The sequence below is a fragment of the Nostoc sp. CmiVER01 genome (assembly GCF_034531135.2).
In the GTDB taxonomy this organism is placed as follows: Bacteria; Cyanobacteriota; Cyanobacteriia; order Cyanobacteriales; family Nostocaceae; genus Nostoc.
The window spans coordinates 151786-166986 of sequence record NZ_JAVRBU020000018.1; the positions used below are offsets into that span (position 1 = coordinate 151786).

Annotated in this window: 15 protein-coding genes; 8 read left to right on the top strand and 7 right to left on the bottom strand. The window is 41.3% G+C overall.

Annotated elements, in window-relative coordinates; all coding sequences use genetic code 11:
* Positions 1–34: 34 nt before the first annotated feature.
* Positions 35–1471: a phosphoglucomutase/phosphomannomutase family protein gene (locus RMZ43_RS28485; protein WP_322656250.1), complete on the bottom strand. Its 1437-nt coding sequence runs from the start codon at positions 1469–1471 to the stop codon at positions 35–37.
* 471 nt (positions 1472–1942) lie between these two features.
* Between RMZ43_RS28485 and RMZ43_RS28490 the strand changes: the two genes are divergently transcribed.
* The 4 genes from RMZ43_RS28490 (at position 1943) to RMZ43_RS28505 (ending at position 4905) form a co-directional block, all read left to right on the top strand.
* Positions 1943–2668, top strand: coding sequence for a pyridoxine 5'-phosphate synthase (locus RMZ43_RS28490; protein ID WP_322656249.1), 726 nt, complete (start codon positions 1943–1945; stop codon positions 2666–2668).
* 148 nt (positions 2669–2816) lie between these two features.
* Entirely contained in the window at positions 2817–3533 is a 717-nt protein-coding gene (locus RMZ43_RS28495; RefSeq protein ID WP_322656248.1) for a SnoaL-like polyketide cyclase, read from the top strand.
* Between the two features lie 65 nt (positions 3534–3598).
* Positions 3599–3928: an MgPME-cyclase complex family protein gene (locus tag RMZ43_RS28500; protein ID WP_322656247.1), complete on the top strand. Its 330-nt coding sequence runs from the start codon at positions 3599–3601 to the stop codon at positions 3926–3928.
* A gap of 320 nt (positions 3929–4248) precedes the next feature.
* Positions 4249–4905, top strand: coding sequence for a hypothetical protein (locus tag RMZ43_RS28505; protein WP_322649562.1), 657 nt, complete (start codon positions 4249–4251; stop codon positions 4903–4905).
* Positions 4906–4976: 71 nt separating this feature from the next.
* Here RMZ43_RS28505 and RMZ43_RS28510 read toward each other — a convergent pair whose 3' ends face one another.
* The 3 genes from RMZ43_RS28510 to folD all read right to left on the bottom strand — a co-directional run bounded on the left by RMZ43_RS28510 (position 4977) and on the right by folD (position 7696).
* A complete protein-coding gene (locus tag RMZ43_RS28510; RefSeq protein ID WP_109007520.1) occupies positions 4977–5432 on the bottom strand; it encodes a divergent PAP2 family protein in 456 nt (151 codons plus the stop codon).
* Positions 5433–5697: 265 nt separating this feature from the next.
* Positions 5698–6630, bottom strand: coding sequence for a geranylgeranyl diphosphate synthase CrtE (gene crtE / locus RMZ43_RS28515; RefSeq protein WP_322656246.1), 933 nt, complete (start codon positions 6628–6630; stop codon positions 5698–5700).
* 175 nt (positions 6631–6805) lie between these two features.
* Positions 6806–7696, bottom strand: a complete 891-nt coding sequence (folD, locus tag RMZ43_RS28520) for a bifunctional methylenetetrahydrofolate dehydrogenase/methenyltetrahydrofolate cyclohydrolase FolD (protein WP_322656245.1) — start codon at positions 7694–7696, stop codon at positions 6806–6808.
* Between the two features lie 227 nt (positions 7697–7923).
* Here folD and RMZ43_RS28525 point away from each other — a divergent pair, with 227 nt between their 5' ends.
* From RMZ43_RS28525 to RMZ43_RS28535, 3 genes are all read left to right on the top strand, one after another.
* A complete protein-coding gene (locus RMZ43_RS28525) occupies positions 7924–8796 on the top strand; it encodes a hypothetical protein (RefSeq protein ID WP_322656244.1) in 873 nt (290 codons plus the stop codon).
* 20 nt (positions 8797–8816) lie between these two features.
* Positions 8817–9254, top strand: coding sequence for an NUDIX hydrolase (locus tag RMZ43_RS28530; RefSeq protein ID WP_322649565.1), 438 nt, complete (start codon positions 8817–8819; stop codon positions 9252–9254).
* A gap of 241 nt (positions 9255–9495) precedes the next feature.
* Complete coding sequence (locus RMZ43_RS28535) at positions 9496–10599, top strand: AI-2E family transporter (protein ID WP_322649566.1); 1104 nt, start codon at positions 9496–9498, stop codon at positions 10597–10599.
* A gap of 113 nt (positions 10600–10712) precedes the next feature.
* On the opposite strand, the gene RMZ43_RS28540 is transcribed toward RMZ43_RS28535, so the two are convergent.
* Positions 10713–12080, bottom strand: coding sequence for a sensor histidine kinase (locus tag RMZ43_RS28540; protein ID WP_322656277.1), 1368 nt, complete (start codon positions 12078–12080; stop codon positions 10713–10715).
* A gap of 426 nt (positions 12081–12506) precedes the next feature.
* Here RMZ43_RS28540 and RMZ43_RS28545 point away from each other — a divergent pair, with 426 nt between their 5' ends.
* Positions 12507–14108, top strand: a complete 1602-nt coding sequence (locus tag RMZ43_RS28545; RefSeq protein WP_322649567.1) for an alkaline phosphatase D family protein — start codon at positions 12507–12509, stop codon at positions 14106–14108.
* A gap of 139 nt (positions 14109–14247) precedes the next feature.
* Here RMZ43_RS28545 and RMZ43_RS28550 read toward each other — a convergent pair whose 3' ends face one another.
* Positions 14248–14643 (bottom strand): hypothetical protein, encoded by a 396-nt coding sequence (locus RMZ43_RS28550; RefSeq protein ID WP_322656243.1) that lies wholly within the window; start codon positions 14641–14643, stop codon positions 14248–14250.
* On the bottom strand, positions 14637–14954 hold the full coding sequence (locus RMZ43_RS28555; RefSeq protein WP_322649569.1) for a calcium-binding protein: 318 nt from the start codon (positions 14952–14954) through the stop codon (positions 14637–14639). Before RMZ43_RS28555 ends, RMZ43_RS28550 begins: the two co-directional genes overlap by 7 nt.
* Between the last annotated feature and the right edge of the window lie 247 nt (positions 14955–15201).

Consider the following 15201-nt stretch of genomic DNA (forward strand, 5'->3'; position numbering starts at 1 on the left):
CTAAGGACAAAGGACTAATGACTAATAATTAATTTTACTCTGCCCAGTGTTTCGCCCAAGCAAGAGTTTGATGCACTTGCTCAATTGTTGGGGCTTCGCAGTAGAGGCGTAAAACTGGCTCAGTACCGCTAAATCGAATCATTAACCAGCTTTTATCAGCGAGGCGATACTTGTAGCCGTCAATTGTCTGGCAATCAATCACTGCTAACCCAGCAATTTCGGTTAAGGGTTGAGTTTGTAGTTGTTGCAGAAGACGCGATCGCACTTCCATACTTGCTAAGGGTAAATCAATGCGATCATAAGCTGAAATAAACCCTGTTTGTTTCTGCAAGTAGCGATAATACTCACCTAAATCCAAACCAGATTCTACAATCGCCTCTAGAACGTACAATGCTGACAGCAGTGCATCGCGTTCGGGAATATGACTACCATAGCCAATCCCTCCCGACTCTTCGCCACCCAGCAACACTTTTGCGACTAACATTCTGTCAGCAATGTATTTATAACCAACTGCTGTCTCAAATACCGACAGGTTATGTAGTGCTGCTACAAGGGGCATTAAGTCGGAACCACTAACAGTTTTGACTATTTCACCACTAAAGCCGCGCCGCAAGGTTAAATGGTCGATTAATATTGGGATTAAGACTTGGGAACTTAGGAAGTTGGCTTCTCCATCTACAGCCGCAATGCGATCGCAATCTCCATCAAATACCAACCCCACCGTTAAAGCTGATTTATTTGTGTCTCGATGAGTTTTGATGACTTCAAATAGCTTTGAAAGGTATTTGGGCAGGGGTTCTGGCGCACCACCACCAAATAGGGGATCGCGTTCTGAGTTAATTTCTTTGACTTGATTACCTAGTAGTCTCGCCAATCCGCCAGCCGCCGCGCCATGCATAACATCGGCAAATAATGTCAATTTGCCAGAGGCGATCGCTTCTCGAATTTTGGCAATATCAACTTTACGTTCTAATGCTTGAGTATAACTGGGCCAAGGATCAAATTTCTCTTGCTTACCTGGAGTAGCTGCTAATGGGACTCCAACCGACAACTGCTCTTCGATCTCTTTTGTGACTTCTGGCGGCACCGAACCACCAAAACAACCCTTGACTTTTAACCCCAAATATTTACCAGGATTATGGCTAGCTGTAATGACTAGCGCCCCTAAAGCGTTGAGTTGTTTTGCTGCCCAACTATAAGCTGGGGTTGGGGCAAAGTTTTCGCTCAATAGCACATCAAATCCGACAGAGGTGACAGTATCAGCAACAGCACGAGCAAAATCTTCGGCCATGAATCGGCGATCGTAACCGACAATTATTGTCCGGCTACCCACCGTAGAAAAATATGTATCATATAATACTTTTGCGGCAACTGGTGCGACCAGGGCTAGGCGTTCAAAGGTGAACTCGTCACCAATAATGCCCCGCCAGCCGTCTGTACCAAACTTGATTGAGTTAGTTACAACTGGCATCTAAGTATCCTAACTGTCTACTTGAGGATTCTAGCATTTATACAGTGTACAAAGTAAAAAAAGAATCTAGTAATAATGTTCAACAGAAAAGTGAGCAAATTTGTGCATTCTAGAAATGCCATCTTCCCAGAATTATATTGTTGCAGACATTGTTTTAAGGCGTGTTTAAATCCTATTAGAACTCCATTAAGTCTTTGATACTTTACCAATGCAAAGCATAACTTTAACTCTTGTGCTTTCTGCTATATTTAGCCTTTGATTTGACCAAATAATGAATTATATTAACTACTTTGCTATGTAAGAGAACTCCAAAAAATAAATTATCCCAATTCCTGGACTCAACACGATTAGTTTCTTCCCCCTGCCCCCTACCCTAAATGCAATGGGATATTTTTTTAGTTAGAAGTCCCTAAGACCAGTATTTCCGGTAAAATCAAATTCTGAGGACTGTGGATTTGGGAGAAATTTTGGGTGGCTACACTTGGCGTTAACATTGACCACATCGCCACCATCCGGCAAGCACGGCGGACAGTGGAACCTGACCCTGTGGCGGCGGCGGTACTGGCAGAATTAGGGGGTGCAGATGGCATTACGGTGCATCTGCGGGAAGATCGGCGGCATATCCAAGATAGGGATGTGCGTATATTGCGAGAAACAGTGCGATCGCATCTTAATTTAGAAATGGCCGCTACAGATGAAATGCTAGCGATCGCTCTCGATATCAAACCAGATTATGTAACTTTAGTCCCCGAAAAGCGCGAAGAAGTCACAACAGAAGGCGGATTAGATATTATCGGGCAAATTGCTAGAATAGGTGAGATAGTCAATAAATTGCAAAGCGCTAACATTCCAGTTAGTTTATTTATCGACGCAGAGTCAGCACAAATCGAAGCATCTGTCAAGGTGCAGGCAAAATTTATTGAATTGCACACCGGACAATATGCTGAGGCTAAGGATGAAACAAATCGCCAGCGAGAATTAGCCATATTAGCTAAAGGGTGTGAACAAGCGATTCAAGCTGGATTGCGAGTTAACGCTGGTCATGGACTCACCTACTGGAACGTCTATCCGGTAGCTGCGCTTCCAGGTATGGAAGAACTGAACATTGGTCATACCATCATCAGCCGGGCAGCATTAGTAGGTATGGAAAGGGCAGTCCGCGAGATGAAAGAAGCTATAAGAGGGAGTAGGGAGTAGGGAATGGGGAGTAGGGAATGGGCATTGATTATTAAGTATTCTCCTCTGCTTATCCTGCCTCCTGCCCCCTGCCTCCTGCCACATCTTAAAAGAGGGTTGTCTACTGCGAAATCTAGAAATTGAGAGCAAACCTTCAGCAAAAACTTCTATGAGCGCAACACAGTCTAACGACCTGCCACTTTGGGTACAGGATAGAGATAAGGTGATAGCAGAAAGCACTGATGTCGAGTGGCGCTATCAGACACCGCCTGATTATTCCCGTTCCAAAGAGAATCTCGCTCAAGAAAGTACCTATAATCACCTTGAAGGTACACTAGAAGCGATCGTGCAAAACTTGGTGCGAACCTTCGAGATGGAGGTATCTTTTAAAGCTAACCCGCAAGAGTGGTTATCTATTGTGAATGACAAGTTTCGTGTAAGTACTAATGGCGGAGTCGAGTACACAGCAGCAGATGTATCAGCCCAAGGTACTTACAATTTATTTATGGCTGATTCAGAATACTACAAGGCTTCAGAAGAAAGCTTTGAATCATCCGCGAAAGTCTTCCACACAACATTTCCTCAAGGATTTCCTTGGGAAGTGCTGGAAGTTTTCTCAGGCCCGCCAAATGTCACATTCAAATGGCGGCATTGGGGACATTTTAAAGGAGAATACAAAGGACATGCACCTACTGGAGAGACAGTAGAAATTATCGGCATGAGCATTGCAAAAGTTACCGATGACTTGAAGGTTATTTCCTTGGAACATTACTTCGACAATAATTTGTTCTTGGAAAAGCTAACATCTGGTGGCAAACAGATAAATGCTCAAAAGCAGGGAAGTGCTTGTCCGTTCAGTTCTTGGTTCAAGAAGCACAAGAGTTAGTTTTTAGGGGTACAGAGTGCAGTACTGTGCCCTTAAATTATTCACATAGTAACCAGAGGATGAAAATGCAAACATATTATTACGTTTTGGCTAGTAAAAAATTTCTTCTCGAAGAAGAACCGACACACGAAGTTCTCAAAGAACGCACCCGCCACTACCACGAACAAGAAAAACAAATAGATTTTTGGTTGGTTGAGCAACCAGCTTTCTTAGAAACACCGCAGTTTACAGAGCTAAAGGCGAAATGTCCTCAACCAGCAGTAGCAATTATTTCTACTAATTCTCAATTTATTACTTGGTTAAAACTGCGTTTAGAGTACGTCATCACTGGTGAATTCCAAGCTCCTTCTGAGACAATACCCGATGCATTGGCATCCCTTGCTACTGTCTCTTAGGAATGGGGCATTGGGCATTGGGCATGGGAAAGAGGACTTGGGGACAAGGAGAATTGGAAACAAGGGGAAAGACTTGTTGGAAGTTCTAAACTTTTGTCACCTTGTCACCTTGTCCCCTTGTCCCCTCTGCTCCCCCACTCCCCACTTCCTAATTTTATTTTTGAGCGAAAAAATATATTTTTTGACACTCATTTTATCCCCATACTGAAGTAACTGGGTTTTTAGCTTTTTTCTTATAAAATCTTCTAAGACACCTTGATTTACATAATCTAACTTTTGTGCATAGATTTCAGATTTTACCAAGTGTTTTAGGATTAGCGATGTCTACGATGAGCTTCGCTTACGCAGGGTTTATTGATGGCATGAGTCCTGTTTTTGCCCAACAAACCACTCCCCCTTGTCAACCACCAACTGCTGGTGAGTATCTTTTATTAGTAGTCAGTCCCACAGCAGATAATCAAAAACAGTTGCGTAGTGCTTTACCGCCGGAACTGAAAACGATTACCTGTAAATATTTGAACGAAACTGTGACGCGGATAGGGGGCTTTAATAAAATTGATGATGCCAATCGATGGGCAAGGTATGTCAGCAATATTGTTGGCTTGTCTGCCATTATCACCACTCGACCAACAACGCCGGATGTGCAGCCACAGCAACAAGCACAGCTACAGCAGCCACAGCAACAGCTACAGCAACCTCAGCAAACAGTTAACTATAATCCTCAAGCATTAGGAGAAGGTTATGCAGTGCTGGTAGATTATTACAACCGTCCAGAACTAGTAAATAGTGTGCAACAAGTAGTGGGAGGGAACGTAGGTTTTGTTTCTTATGGACAACGCCCTTACTTGTTGGCAGTTTATACGACTAACCAAACTGAAGCATACAATACCTTACAGAAGCTGAACAATGGCGGTTTTGTTGCCAGCATAGTAGATAGTCGTAAGGTAATTCTGCTGCGTTCAACTGTACGGTTGTAGTCATTAGTCATTAATCATTAGTCATTAGTCATTAGTCATTCGTTAATAAACTGTAGACTGTAGACTATTGACTAATAAGCAGACCTAGCTAACCAATAGATGGTTATACCCAAAGCCGACCCAGCTATTACTTGAACTGGTGTATGTCCAAGTAATTCCTTCAGACGGTCTTGGCTAAAGTCTGGTTTTTCATGAAATAATTCATCAATCATTTGATTTAGGATACGAGCTTGCTTACCAGCTGCTTGGCGAACTCCGGCTGCATCATACATGACGATGATGGCAAAAATCATTGCAACGGCAAAATCAGGAGATGCCCAACCGAGTGTTTGCCCTACACCTGCGGCTAGAGCTGTAACTAAAGCTGAATGGGCACTGGGCATACCTCCGGTTGTCACCAAAACACGTATATTCAGTTTGCGATGTTTGACGATCTCGACTACGAGCTTTAAGGCTTGAGCAATTAAACAAGCTATCAGAGCAACCAGCAGCACCCGGTTGTCTAAAATGTTGCCTATGTCCTGCATGGTATTTTGGTTAGGTTAGTAAATATTAGCAGCAGTTGTTGGTTGAGGAAACATCTAGATTCAACCCAAAATCCAAAATTAACCTAGTACATTACGGTAGAAACAGACTAACTATTCAAATTCACCCAAAAGCTTACTTAAAAGCTATTTGGATTTTGATATGAGTGAATTTTGAATTTCGCTAGACGGTGTAGTATAGCATGGTGTCAATTAACCACCCATTCCAAATCAATCGCTTAGGAATTAGGAATTATCCAAAGCGCCACTAGTTATTGCGGCTGATGATAAAATGAGCGATCGCTTGGAGTGATTTGGCTCTTTCTCCAAATGGTTCTAGTTCTGTACAAGCTGCTTTAACTAACTCTTGGGCTTTTGAGCGAGATTCTTCAAGTCCCCAAAGGCTAGGATAGGTGACTTTCTGCGCTTGTTGGTCTTTACCCGCAGTTTTGCCTAATTGCTCTTTTGTAGAAGTGATATCCAAAATATCATCTATGATTTGGAATGCTAGCCCAATATTTTCAGCATAACGGGTCAGTCGTTGCACATCTTCGGGTGATGCCCCAGCAATGATCCCACCACAAACTACGCAAGCTTCTAAAAGGGCGGATGTTTTGTGTCTATGAATGAAATTTAGTGTTTCTAGGGAAATATCTGATTTACCTTCCGACTCTAAATCGACAACTTGACCGCCGACCAAACCAGCTGCCCCCAGCGCCCGACCAAGACGGGCAATAACCTGCAAGACTAGCTCTCTCTTAACGCTTTGAGGGGTTGCAATGGCAACAAACTCAAAAGCAAGAGCCAACAAGCCATCGCCAGCCAAAATTGCCACATCTTCGCCATAGACTTTATGATTTGTCAGCTTCCCACGACGGTAATCGTCATTATCCATCGCCGGTAGGTCGTCATGAATCAATGACATTGTGTGGATCATCTCCACAGCACAAGCCGTTGGCATAGCCATTTCGATGGTTCCACCGAGCATTTCACAGGTAGCAAGGCAAAGAATGGGACGTACACGCTTGCCTCCAGCTAATAACGAGTAGCGCATCGCCTCATAAATCTTTTCTGGATAAATGATGGGGATAGCCTGATCTAAAGCAGTATCACAAAGCTTTTGGCGCTCTTTCAGATAAGCTGCTAAGTTAAACGTGGCTTCCTCTGGTGGTGTCTTTTGAACGTTATCAGTTGCTACCATTCTTAAATTCCTGACATTTTGCTATTTTTGTCTTATACGTCACAATTTTAAGGTGCTGTGGCGCTGAAAAAATGAAGAATTAGCAGAGACGCGATCAATTGCGTCTGTACAGGAGAGACGCGATTAATCGCGTCTGTAGAGGAGTTAGGATTAATAACTCTTAACTTTTAACTCATCACTCCTCACTTTTTTCTCTTGTCGCCCTAGAATAGCTGGCAAATGTATTTTGCAACAATATGGCGACAGTCATAGGGCCAACACCACCAGGAACGGGGGTGATAAATTCTGCTACAGCAGCTGTTGACTCAAAGTGGACATCGCCAATTAAGCGACTTTTGCCATTAGCATCAGTGACGCGATTCATTCCCACATCTACCACAACAGCGCCCGGTTTTACCATATCAGCAGTGATTAATCCAGGACGACCTGCTGCTGCAATTAGAATATCAGCATTTTGGGTAATGCTTTTGAGGTCATGCGATCGCGAATGAGCGATCGTGACTGTGGCATCAGCTTCTAATAGCATCAGCGCCATTGGTTTACCCACCAAAATACTACGTCCCACCACTACTGCCTGTTTTCCCTGCAAAGAAATTTCATATTCTTCTAAAAGCCGCATCACACCAGCCGGGGTGCAGCTACGTAAACCGGTTTCTCCCCGTACTAGTCGCCCCAAGTTAACTGGGTGCAGTCCATCAGCGTCTTTATCGGGATCAATTTGATGTAGCAGAGCTACAGCATCCAAGTGGTTAGGTAAGGGCAGCTGCACGAGAATGCCATCCACTCGTTCATCGTGGTTTAGTGCAGCTATGACTTTTTCTAACTCTTCAAAGGTTGTTTGGGCGGGAAAATGCTTTCCAAAAGAGGCGATCCCAACTTTAGCGCAAGCTTTTTCTTTATTACGAACATAAGCAGCTGAGGCTGGATTATCGCCAACCATCAGTACTGCTAAACCAGGCGATCGCCCAATTTTTGGTTGTAATTGTGTAATGGCAACAGAAAGTTCTTGCTGAATTTTTGCGGCTATTGTTTTACCATCAAGGAGTTTGGCAGTTTTTGTTTCCATGAGAATTCCTAGCTATATTCGCCTTTTGTCAAAACTACTTGCAACAAGTCTTTCCCTCTGCCCCCTGCCTTTTAATTGGTGTCGTAGCGTTTTTCTCACAGTGAATCCATAATTTTTATTTTCTCAGATCAATGGCGTTATCTGAAGAATAAAGAGTTAAGGATGAAATTCAGAACATTTTTTGCTCAGTTAAGAGTGTGTTTCTGAAAGTGCAGAGAATAGTATAGATGGGAACAGACATGATGAAACTGGCGACACAAGCAGTGAAGCAAAAATTTGCTCAATCGGTGGCTTTCATGCAACAAACGAGAATGTCTCTTTCATTCTTAGACCTCTTGCAAAAGTCCCCAATACCCCACCCCTTAGCAAGGGGAGAGTGTACACACAAGTCGAATTACCCCCCTCAATCCCCCCTTTCCAAGGGGGGAAGCCGAAAATCTAGTTCCCTCTTGGGATTGTTATGGGCACTTCCTGAAGCTGACGGTCTTGGAAAGGGGGGAAGCCGAAAATCTAATTCCCTCACGCCACATGCTTCAAGTCGGCAAAGCCGCCCAACGCAGTGGCTCCCCTTTATAAGGGGAGGGTTAGGGTGGGGTAAAAACCAGCCTCTTAAACTACTTCAGACTTGTGTGTACACCGTAGCCTTAGCAAGGGGAGAGGAGACAAAGCGTAGCTTTGGCGGGGTGGGGTTCTTATTTTTGATTGCAAGAGGTCTGTTGTACGGACGCAGTATTATTCCCTACCGCCTGGGGTTAGTTTTTTTATTGGTGGTGGGACTTTGTAGTTGTGGTAGTTTAACCTCGTCTGGCTTGAATGGGACTAATTTGACAATTGGTACTAATGTCACCCCAATTAGAGAAATTAAACCAAAACAAGACAATCAGGCTACAGTTTACATTCAAGGTAAGGTGGAAAAGAAAGCTCCTTTGATGAAGCAGTGGGCTTATCAAATTAGTGACTCAACTGGCCAAATTTGGGTTGTCACCAATCAAAAAAATCTGAACGAGGGGGCACAAGTAGTGATTAAAGGTAAAATTCGCTACCGAAGTATCCCTTTAGCTGGGAAAGAATTGGGGGAAGTTTATCTAGAAGAACAGTAATTGGCAATTAAAAATAAGACATGAACAATCAACCGATACATGTAGCGATCGCCATTCTCTACCAAAAAAACAAGTTTCTCATGCAACTGCGAGACAACATCCCCGGTATTCTCTACCCTGGTTACTGGGCGCTATTTGGCGGTCATATCGAACCTGGGGAAACACCAGAGGTAGCGGTGAAGCGAGAAATTTTAGAAGAAATCGGCTATAATCTACCACCCTTTGTTGAATTTGGCTGTTATCCCGACGAAAGAGTTGTTCGTCATGTCTTTCATGCACCACTCTTGGTGGAATTAAATCAACTGGTTTTGAATGAAGGCTGGGATATGGGATTATTGACCTTAGAAAATATTCACCAAGGTAATTGTTATTCGCAAAACGCGGGTGAAGTGCGACCTTTGGGAAATATGCATCAAAAAATTATGTTGGATTTTATTCAGACATACCAACAAACATAGTGCCGCAAGGCGGAAATCAGCCCCTTGGGGGAAGTCAAAAGTCAAAATTTAAAAGTCAAAAGTATTATGAGATAGGATTTTGAAAGATTTTAAATGCTTGCTATATTTACGCTCTGGCGTACTAGTTTACCCTACTTGGGTATACTGCAATTGCAGCACGATCTCGTAAATAATTATATGCTTTTTCATGAATCAAAATCAAAGCCAAAATAGAGTTAGAACTCTTGTGGAGTCATAACTAATGCAATCAGCAAATAAACTACCGCGATGGTTAACTATAGGATTGGCATTTCCGATTATTATTCTTAACGGCTGGCTGTTGCTCCAGGTTATACAATATTTTCAACCCTTAGTCAGCGTTATCGCCGCCGCCATCCTGCTAGCTTTTGTCTTAAACTATCCAATTCAGTTTCTTCAGGAACAGGGGGTAAAACGCAACCTGGCGATCGCAGGGGTATTACTTTTGACTCTAGTGGTTTTAGTGGCTTTAGGCATCACTTTGGTTCCCTTGATTATCCAACAGCTCGTTGAGCTAGCTAATATATTGCCCAGTTGGATTGATTCTGGGACTCAACAGTTGCAAACTTTTCAAGATTGGGCATTAAGTCAGCAACAACTTCCGATTAATTTAAGTGGTTTATTTACCCAAGTTCTGGAGAGATTATCTAACCAGCTTCAGTCCTTCACTGGTAGAATTCTTGGTTTTGCTGTCGATACCATTGGTATTGTGCTGAACGTGCTGCTGGCGGTAGTGCTGACTATTTACCTAATATTGAACGGTGAACGTCTTTGGGACGGAATTTTTCAGTGGCTTCCCCCTAATATTGGGTTAAGAGTGCGCGAATTACTGCGAGAGGATTTCCACAATTACTTCATCGGTCAAGCAACATTAGGAGCAGTGTTAGGAGTAACAATTACACTAGCGTTTTTGGCGTTGCAAGTTCCCTTAGCTCTACTTTTTGGTATCGGTATTGGTTTATTTTCTCTCTTCCCCTTTGGTACTGGAGTAGGTATCGCTATAGTAAGTTTATTGGTAGCTTTGCAAAACTTTTGGTTAGGAGTTGAAGTCTTAGGTGTAGCTGTTGCGATCGACCAAGTTAATTCTAATTTTATAGCACCGAGAATTCTTGGCAACTTAACTGGACTAAACCCAGTCTGGGTAGTAATTTCTTTGCTTTTGGGAGCAAAGTTGGGGGGAGTTTTGGGTTTGTTAATTGCGATTCCTATTGCCAGTTTTATCAAGGATATAACAGATAGCTGGAGGGCTGGAGAGTTTAACAAGATAGATGATATCGTGACAGAGCCAATAAAGATTACAAGTAAGACAGCAGGAACCTATAGTTAAAATTCAATTTTTAAGTTAAGGCAAATTGGCAATGTTGAGTATTTAGAAAAATGTCTACTCTTTGTTTGTTGCTTGTTTTGTAACCTCAATTACGGTAAGGTGTCATAAATTTATTAAGAATTCATTTGAACCGGAATTTTAATAATAAACTCAGTCCCTTCGCCCAAAACCGATATGCATTGCAGTTGACCACCGTGTTTTTCCACAACAATTTGATAGCTAATAGATAAACCTAATCCAGTTCCTTTGCCAACAGGTTTAGTGGTGAAAAAGGGATCAAACAATCGGTTTTGGTGACTTTCTGGAATTCCCATCCCATTATCGCAAATGCGGATAATTACTTGTTTGTCATCAGTGAGTTCAGTCCGAATGCAAATTTTTGCTTTATCCTTTACCAATGAAGGATGAGTAATAACTAATGACTCTTCTATAGCGTCAATAGCATTCACTAATATATTCATAAATACCTGATTGAGTAACCCAGCGTAGCACTCAACTTTGGGAAGATCACCATATTCTTTAATTATATTTATGCTTTCACCTAATTGGTCGAAACGACTTTGTAAAATTACCAGAGTGCTATCAATTCCTTCATGAATATCAACTAATTTTTTATCAGATTCATCAAGACGAGAAAAATTTCTTAAAGAAAGAATGATTTCCTTGATTCGCTTAGTACCAACTTTCATTGAGGTGAGAAGACGAGGGAGATCGGTACTTAAAAAGTCTAGTTCAATTTGTGCGATCGCAGTTTGAATTTCCGCTTTTGGCTCAGGATAACATTGTTGGTACAATCTAATCAGAGCGAGTAAATTTTGGCTGTATTCAATGGCGTGGACAATATTACCAGAAATAAAGTTTACGGGATTATTGATTTCGTGTGCAATACCAGCAACGAGTTGTCCTAAAGCAGCCATTTTTTCATTCTGGATCAATTGCGTATAGTTTTGTTGAAGATCGCGAAAGCCTGCTTTAGCAACTCTAGATTGTTCCTCTACCTGCTGTAGTTCAATAAGTGTTAAGGCATGAATTTGGGAGTAGGCTAAAAGTAATTGATGAAAATCGACGAGCTTATATTTTCCAGACGTAGTTTTAACTAAAATTGGCTCATAAGCAATTTCAGGTGGTTGTTGTAAAGTTGCCTGAGTAGCATTGACAATAAGCATATCTTCCGAAAGTGTTAATACCTCTTGCTGGAAAAACTTGTAAAGAATTTTAATCGGTCTTATAGAAAATAATGCCAAGCTATAGGTTTGGCTCATATACTCAAAAAATTTCCGCCGTGAAATTATTCCTACATACTGTTGATTATTAGTTAAGATAATTCCCGGTAATAAAGGCTCTTCCTTAAAGAGCATAGCCAAATCATTGCCGGGACGCTCTATTTCGATGTGAACCTGCCAAAAGGGTAATTCTTGCAAAGTTGACTTTAATCGCAAGTTTGGCTTATTAGCATTTGTCACGTCATGCATAGCCAGCATACTCTCAAACCTTGGCTGCTGAGGTAATATTTCTGGTAACATTCTGAATATCCGTCTCAATAATTTTAAAGTTTTTAATCCTGACAAACTTATCTTTCCCAGATTGCTACCCAAAATTCACAAGGTAGATGCAGGAATATAGAGTACTTTATTAGTTATTTATCATTAGTCATTTGTAATTTATCCAATAAAAATTATGCGTACTTTTTATGTGGTTTCATCATGGAGTTTTTAGTAGGGACTTCAGCCCTAAAAAAAGACTAAAGTCATTACTACAAACCTTTAATTATTTAAGACGTTTTACTTAAGTTTTCTTAAAAAATAGTTTTATATTAACCATTAGATAACCCAATCTTTACTTTTTGATATAAGAGAGTGTGCTAAAAGGTTATCTTGTAATACTTTTTAAGCTTGCCATTATTTATCATGGAATCTAATCGCCCATCACAGTTAAATCGCCGTCAGTTTTTGCTCCGTTCAACTATCACAGCAGGTGGAATTATTGCCACAAATCTTGTATGGAAATCAAAAGTTTTTGCCCAAGCGCCTGCAATTATTACCTCTGACAAAATGCGTCCTGCTATACCTTATGGTGTAGCTAGCGGAGATATTTCTAAAGACAGTATTGTTATTTGGAGCCGTAGCGATCGCTCCGCCAAAATGATCGTAGAATACTCTACTAGTGAATCTTTTAAAAATGTGCAGCGAGTTGTGGGGCCCAATGCTTTAAAAAATAGCGACTTTACAACACGACTTTATTTAACGAACCTGCCACCAGACCAACAATTATTTTATCGGGTAATTTTCCAAGATTTAAACTATAAAGGCACTTACAGCGCTCCTGTCAAAGGCACTTTCCGAACTCCTCCCAAATCTGGGCGAGATGTATTCTTTGTATGGGGTGGTGACACCGCCGGTCAGGGATGGGGAATTAATCCTGAGTTTGGTGGAATGAAAATTTACGAAACTATGCGGCAACTTCACCCCGACTTTTTTATTCATTCTGGGGATAATATTTACGCCGATGGCCCCATTCAATCAGAAGTAACTTTAGACGACGGCACTATTTGGAAAAACATCACCACACCAGAAAAATCCAAAGTAGCAGAAACTCTCACAGAATATCGTGGTAACTATATCTACAATTTACTGGATCAAAACATCAAGCGTTTCTACGCTGAAGTTCCCATATTGGCACAGTGGGACGACCACGAAACAAGGAACAATTGGTATCCTGGGCAAACTATCCAGAATGATGACCGCTACACAGTTAAGGATGTTAACTTACTAGCCCAAAGGGCAAGACAAGCATTTTTGGAATATTTGCCTATTGGATATGAAACAAATAATCCAGATAAAGCAAAAATTTATCGCTCCTTCAACTATGGCCCATTATTAGACATTTTCATGCTGGATGAGCGCACTTACCGGGGGCCCAACTCTCCCAATAATCAGCCAGTACCAAGTAAAAAAACAGACTTTTTGAGCAAAAAACAAGTGGAATGGTTGAAAAGCCAATTGCTGTCATCAAAAGCAACATGGAAAGTGATTGCAAGTGATATGCCTTTAGGGCTGATAGTTAAAGACGGTAGCACTGATTTTGAAGCTTGGGCTAATGGAAATGGCCCAGCTTTAGGAAGAGAACTAGAACTTGCCGATTTACTACGATTTATCAAAAATAAAAATATCCAGAATGTTGTTTGGTTAACTGCTGATGTACATTATGCAGCAGCCCATTATTATGACCCGGCTAAAGCACAGTTTACCGACTTTAAGCCTTTTTGGGAGTTCGTCGCCGGGCCTCTTAACTCTGGCACATTTGGGCCAAACGAATTAGAAAATACCTTTGGCCCACAATTAATATTTCAAAGCCTTCCTCCAGGTACGAAAGCAAATCGCCCCCCAAGTGAAGGTTTGCAATTCTTTGGAGGAGTTAAAATTAATGGAAATACAAAAGTGATGACGGTAACACTGCGTAACTTGGTAGGAAAAATTATTTACAGCGTAGATTTACCACCAGAAAAATAGATCATCAAAACTTAGCGAAAATTAGCCAGTTAGATAAAGTAAAAAACTGAGTTATTACTCTATCTAATTGGCTTTTATATAGTTTGTTGAGAGGCTTATAAAGCTCTCCTTAGTTTGTTTCAAATAGAGGTAGTTGATATTAAGTTAGGGTATAAAAAGTGAAATCTTGGGGCGAAAACTTAGCTTGGTTAGACAAGCTTGTTAGATTAGTCAGATTAGCCAGGACACTAATAGGGCCGCCGTCACCTAAATCAGTAGAATAGACAACTCTTGAAAAGCCAAGTGTAGAGTTGTAATAGACAAATAATCCTTCATCAGATGTAATCTTATTGTTATTAGCAATGGCTTTGGCAGCAGCAGCATTTGGAAATGCATCGAGCAACACTAGTACATTGGCATTACCCGATAGTTTAGAGCTAACCCCTTCTTTGTATTTAACTTGGGCATTAAAATCAAGTCCAAGCTTGCCAGTTTCAAAGACGAAATTATCTACACCGATTTGGTAGTCAGTGATTTTATCTGGCTGATTCAACACTCTAATACCGTTGGGGCTTTGTACTGGGGAACCATTAGCAAATGGGGGATCGTAATAGCCAAAAGTAGGCCAGCTCCGCCCGTTAGTATATCAACACCAGTACCACCGTCTAAGAAATCACTGCCATTACCGCCTCTTAAAACATCATTGCCTGTATGACCATAAAGGTTATCGTTTCCATTTCTGCCTTCAAGAGTGTCATTACCCGCATTTCCGTAGAGAAAGTCATTTCCTCCTTTGCCATCAATAAAGTCATTGGAGACTTTACCAGACAAGATATTATTCGCGTCATTTCCAACAATATTTGCCATAGCTGTTATTCTTTAAAATTGCAAATTTGTGTGTTTTGTGAACTGCATTTATCATAGAAATTCCACAAAAAACAAACATCTGAAAAACGTCTTGAATCTCAGCACAACTAATTAGATAAATTCTTTCTGATTTTTGTTGTCCACTAAGTAAATATGTCTACAACTTTCAGTAGACCGAAAAGTTTTGCGATCGCTGTGTGATGAATACCTGGGAACCTGATTGTTGGCTGAAAAGCTGTGCTTTATA

Excerpts from the sequence above, each read along its gene's own strand:
- RMZ43_RS28485 (WP_322656250.1), bottom strand. The coding sequence starts at position 1,471 with ATGCCAGTTGTAACTAACTCAATCAAGTTTGGTACAGACGGCTGGCGG.
- RMZ43_RS28495 (WP_322656248.1), top strand. The coding sequence starts at position 2,817 with ATGAGCGCAACACAGTCTAACGACCTGCCACTTTGGGTACAGGATAGA.
- RMZ43_RS28500 (WP_322656247.1), top strand. The coding sequence starts at position 3,599 with ATGCAAACATATTATTACGTTTTGGCTAGTAAAAAATTTCTTCTCGAA.
- RMZ43_RS28505 (WP_322649562.1), top strand. The coding sequence starts at position 4,249 with ATGTCTACGATGAGCTTCGCTTACGCAGGGTTTATTGATGGCATGAGT.
- RMZ43_RS28510 (WP_109007520.1), bottom strand. The coding sequence starts at position 5,432 with ATGCAGGACATAGGCAACATTTTAGACAACCGGGTGCTGCTGGTTGCT.
- crtE (WP_322656246.1), bottom strand. The coding sequence starts at position 6,630 with ATGGTAGCAACTGATAACGTTCAAAAGACACCACCAGAGGAAGCCACG.
- folD (WP_322656245.1), bottom strand. The coding sequence starts at position 7,696 with ATGGAAACAAAAACTGCCAAACTCCTTGATGGTAAAACAATAGCCGCA.
- RMZ43_RS28525 (WP_322656244.1), top strand. The coding sequence starts at position 7,924 with ATGGGAACAGACATGATGAAACTGGCGACACAAGCAGTGAAGCAAAAA.
- RMZ43_RS28530 (WP_322649565.1), top strand. The coding sequence starts at position 8,817 with ATGAACAATCAACCGATACATGTAGCGATCGCCATTCTCTACCAAAAA.
- RMZ43_RS28535 (WP_322649566.1), top strand. The coding sequence starts at position 9,496 with ATGCAATCAGCAAATAAACTACCGCGATGGTTAACTATAGGATTGGCA.
- RMZ43_RS28540 (WP_322656277.1), bottom strand. The coding sequence starts at position 12,080 with ATGCTGGCTATGCATGACGTGACAAATGCTAATAAGCCAAACTTGCGA.
- RMZ43_RS28545 (WP_322649567.1), top strand. The coding sequence starts at position 12,507 with ATGGAATCTAATCGCCCATCACAGTTAAATCGCCGTCAGTTTTTGCTC.
- RMZ43_RS28555 (WP_322649569.1), bottom strand. The coding sequence starts at position 14,954 with ATGGCAAATATTGTTGGAAATGACGCGAATAATATCTTGTCTGGTAAA.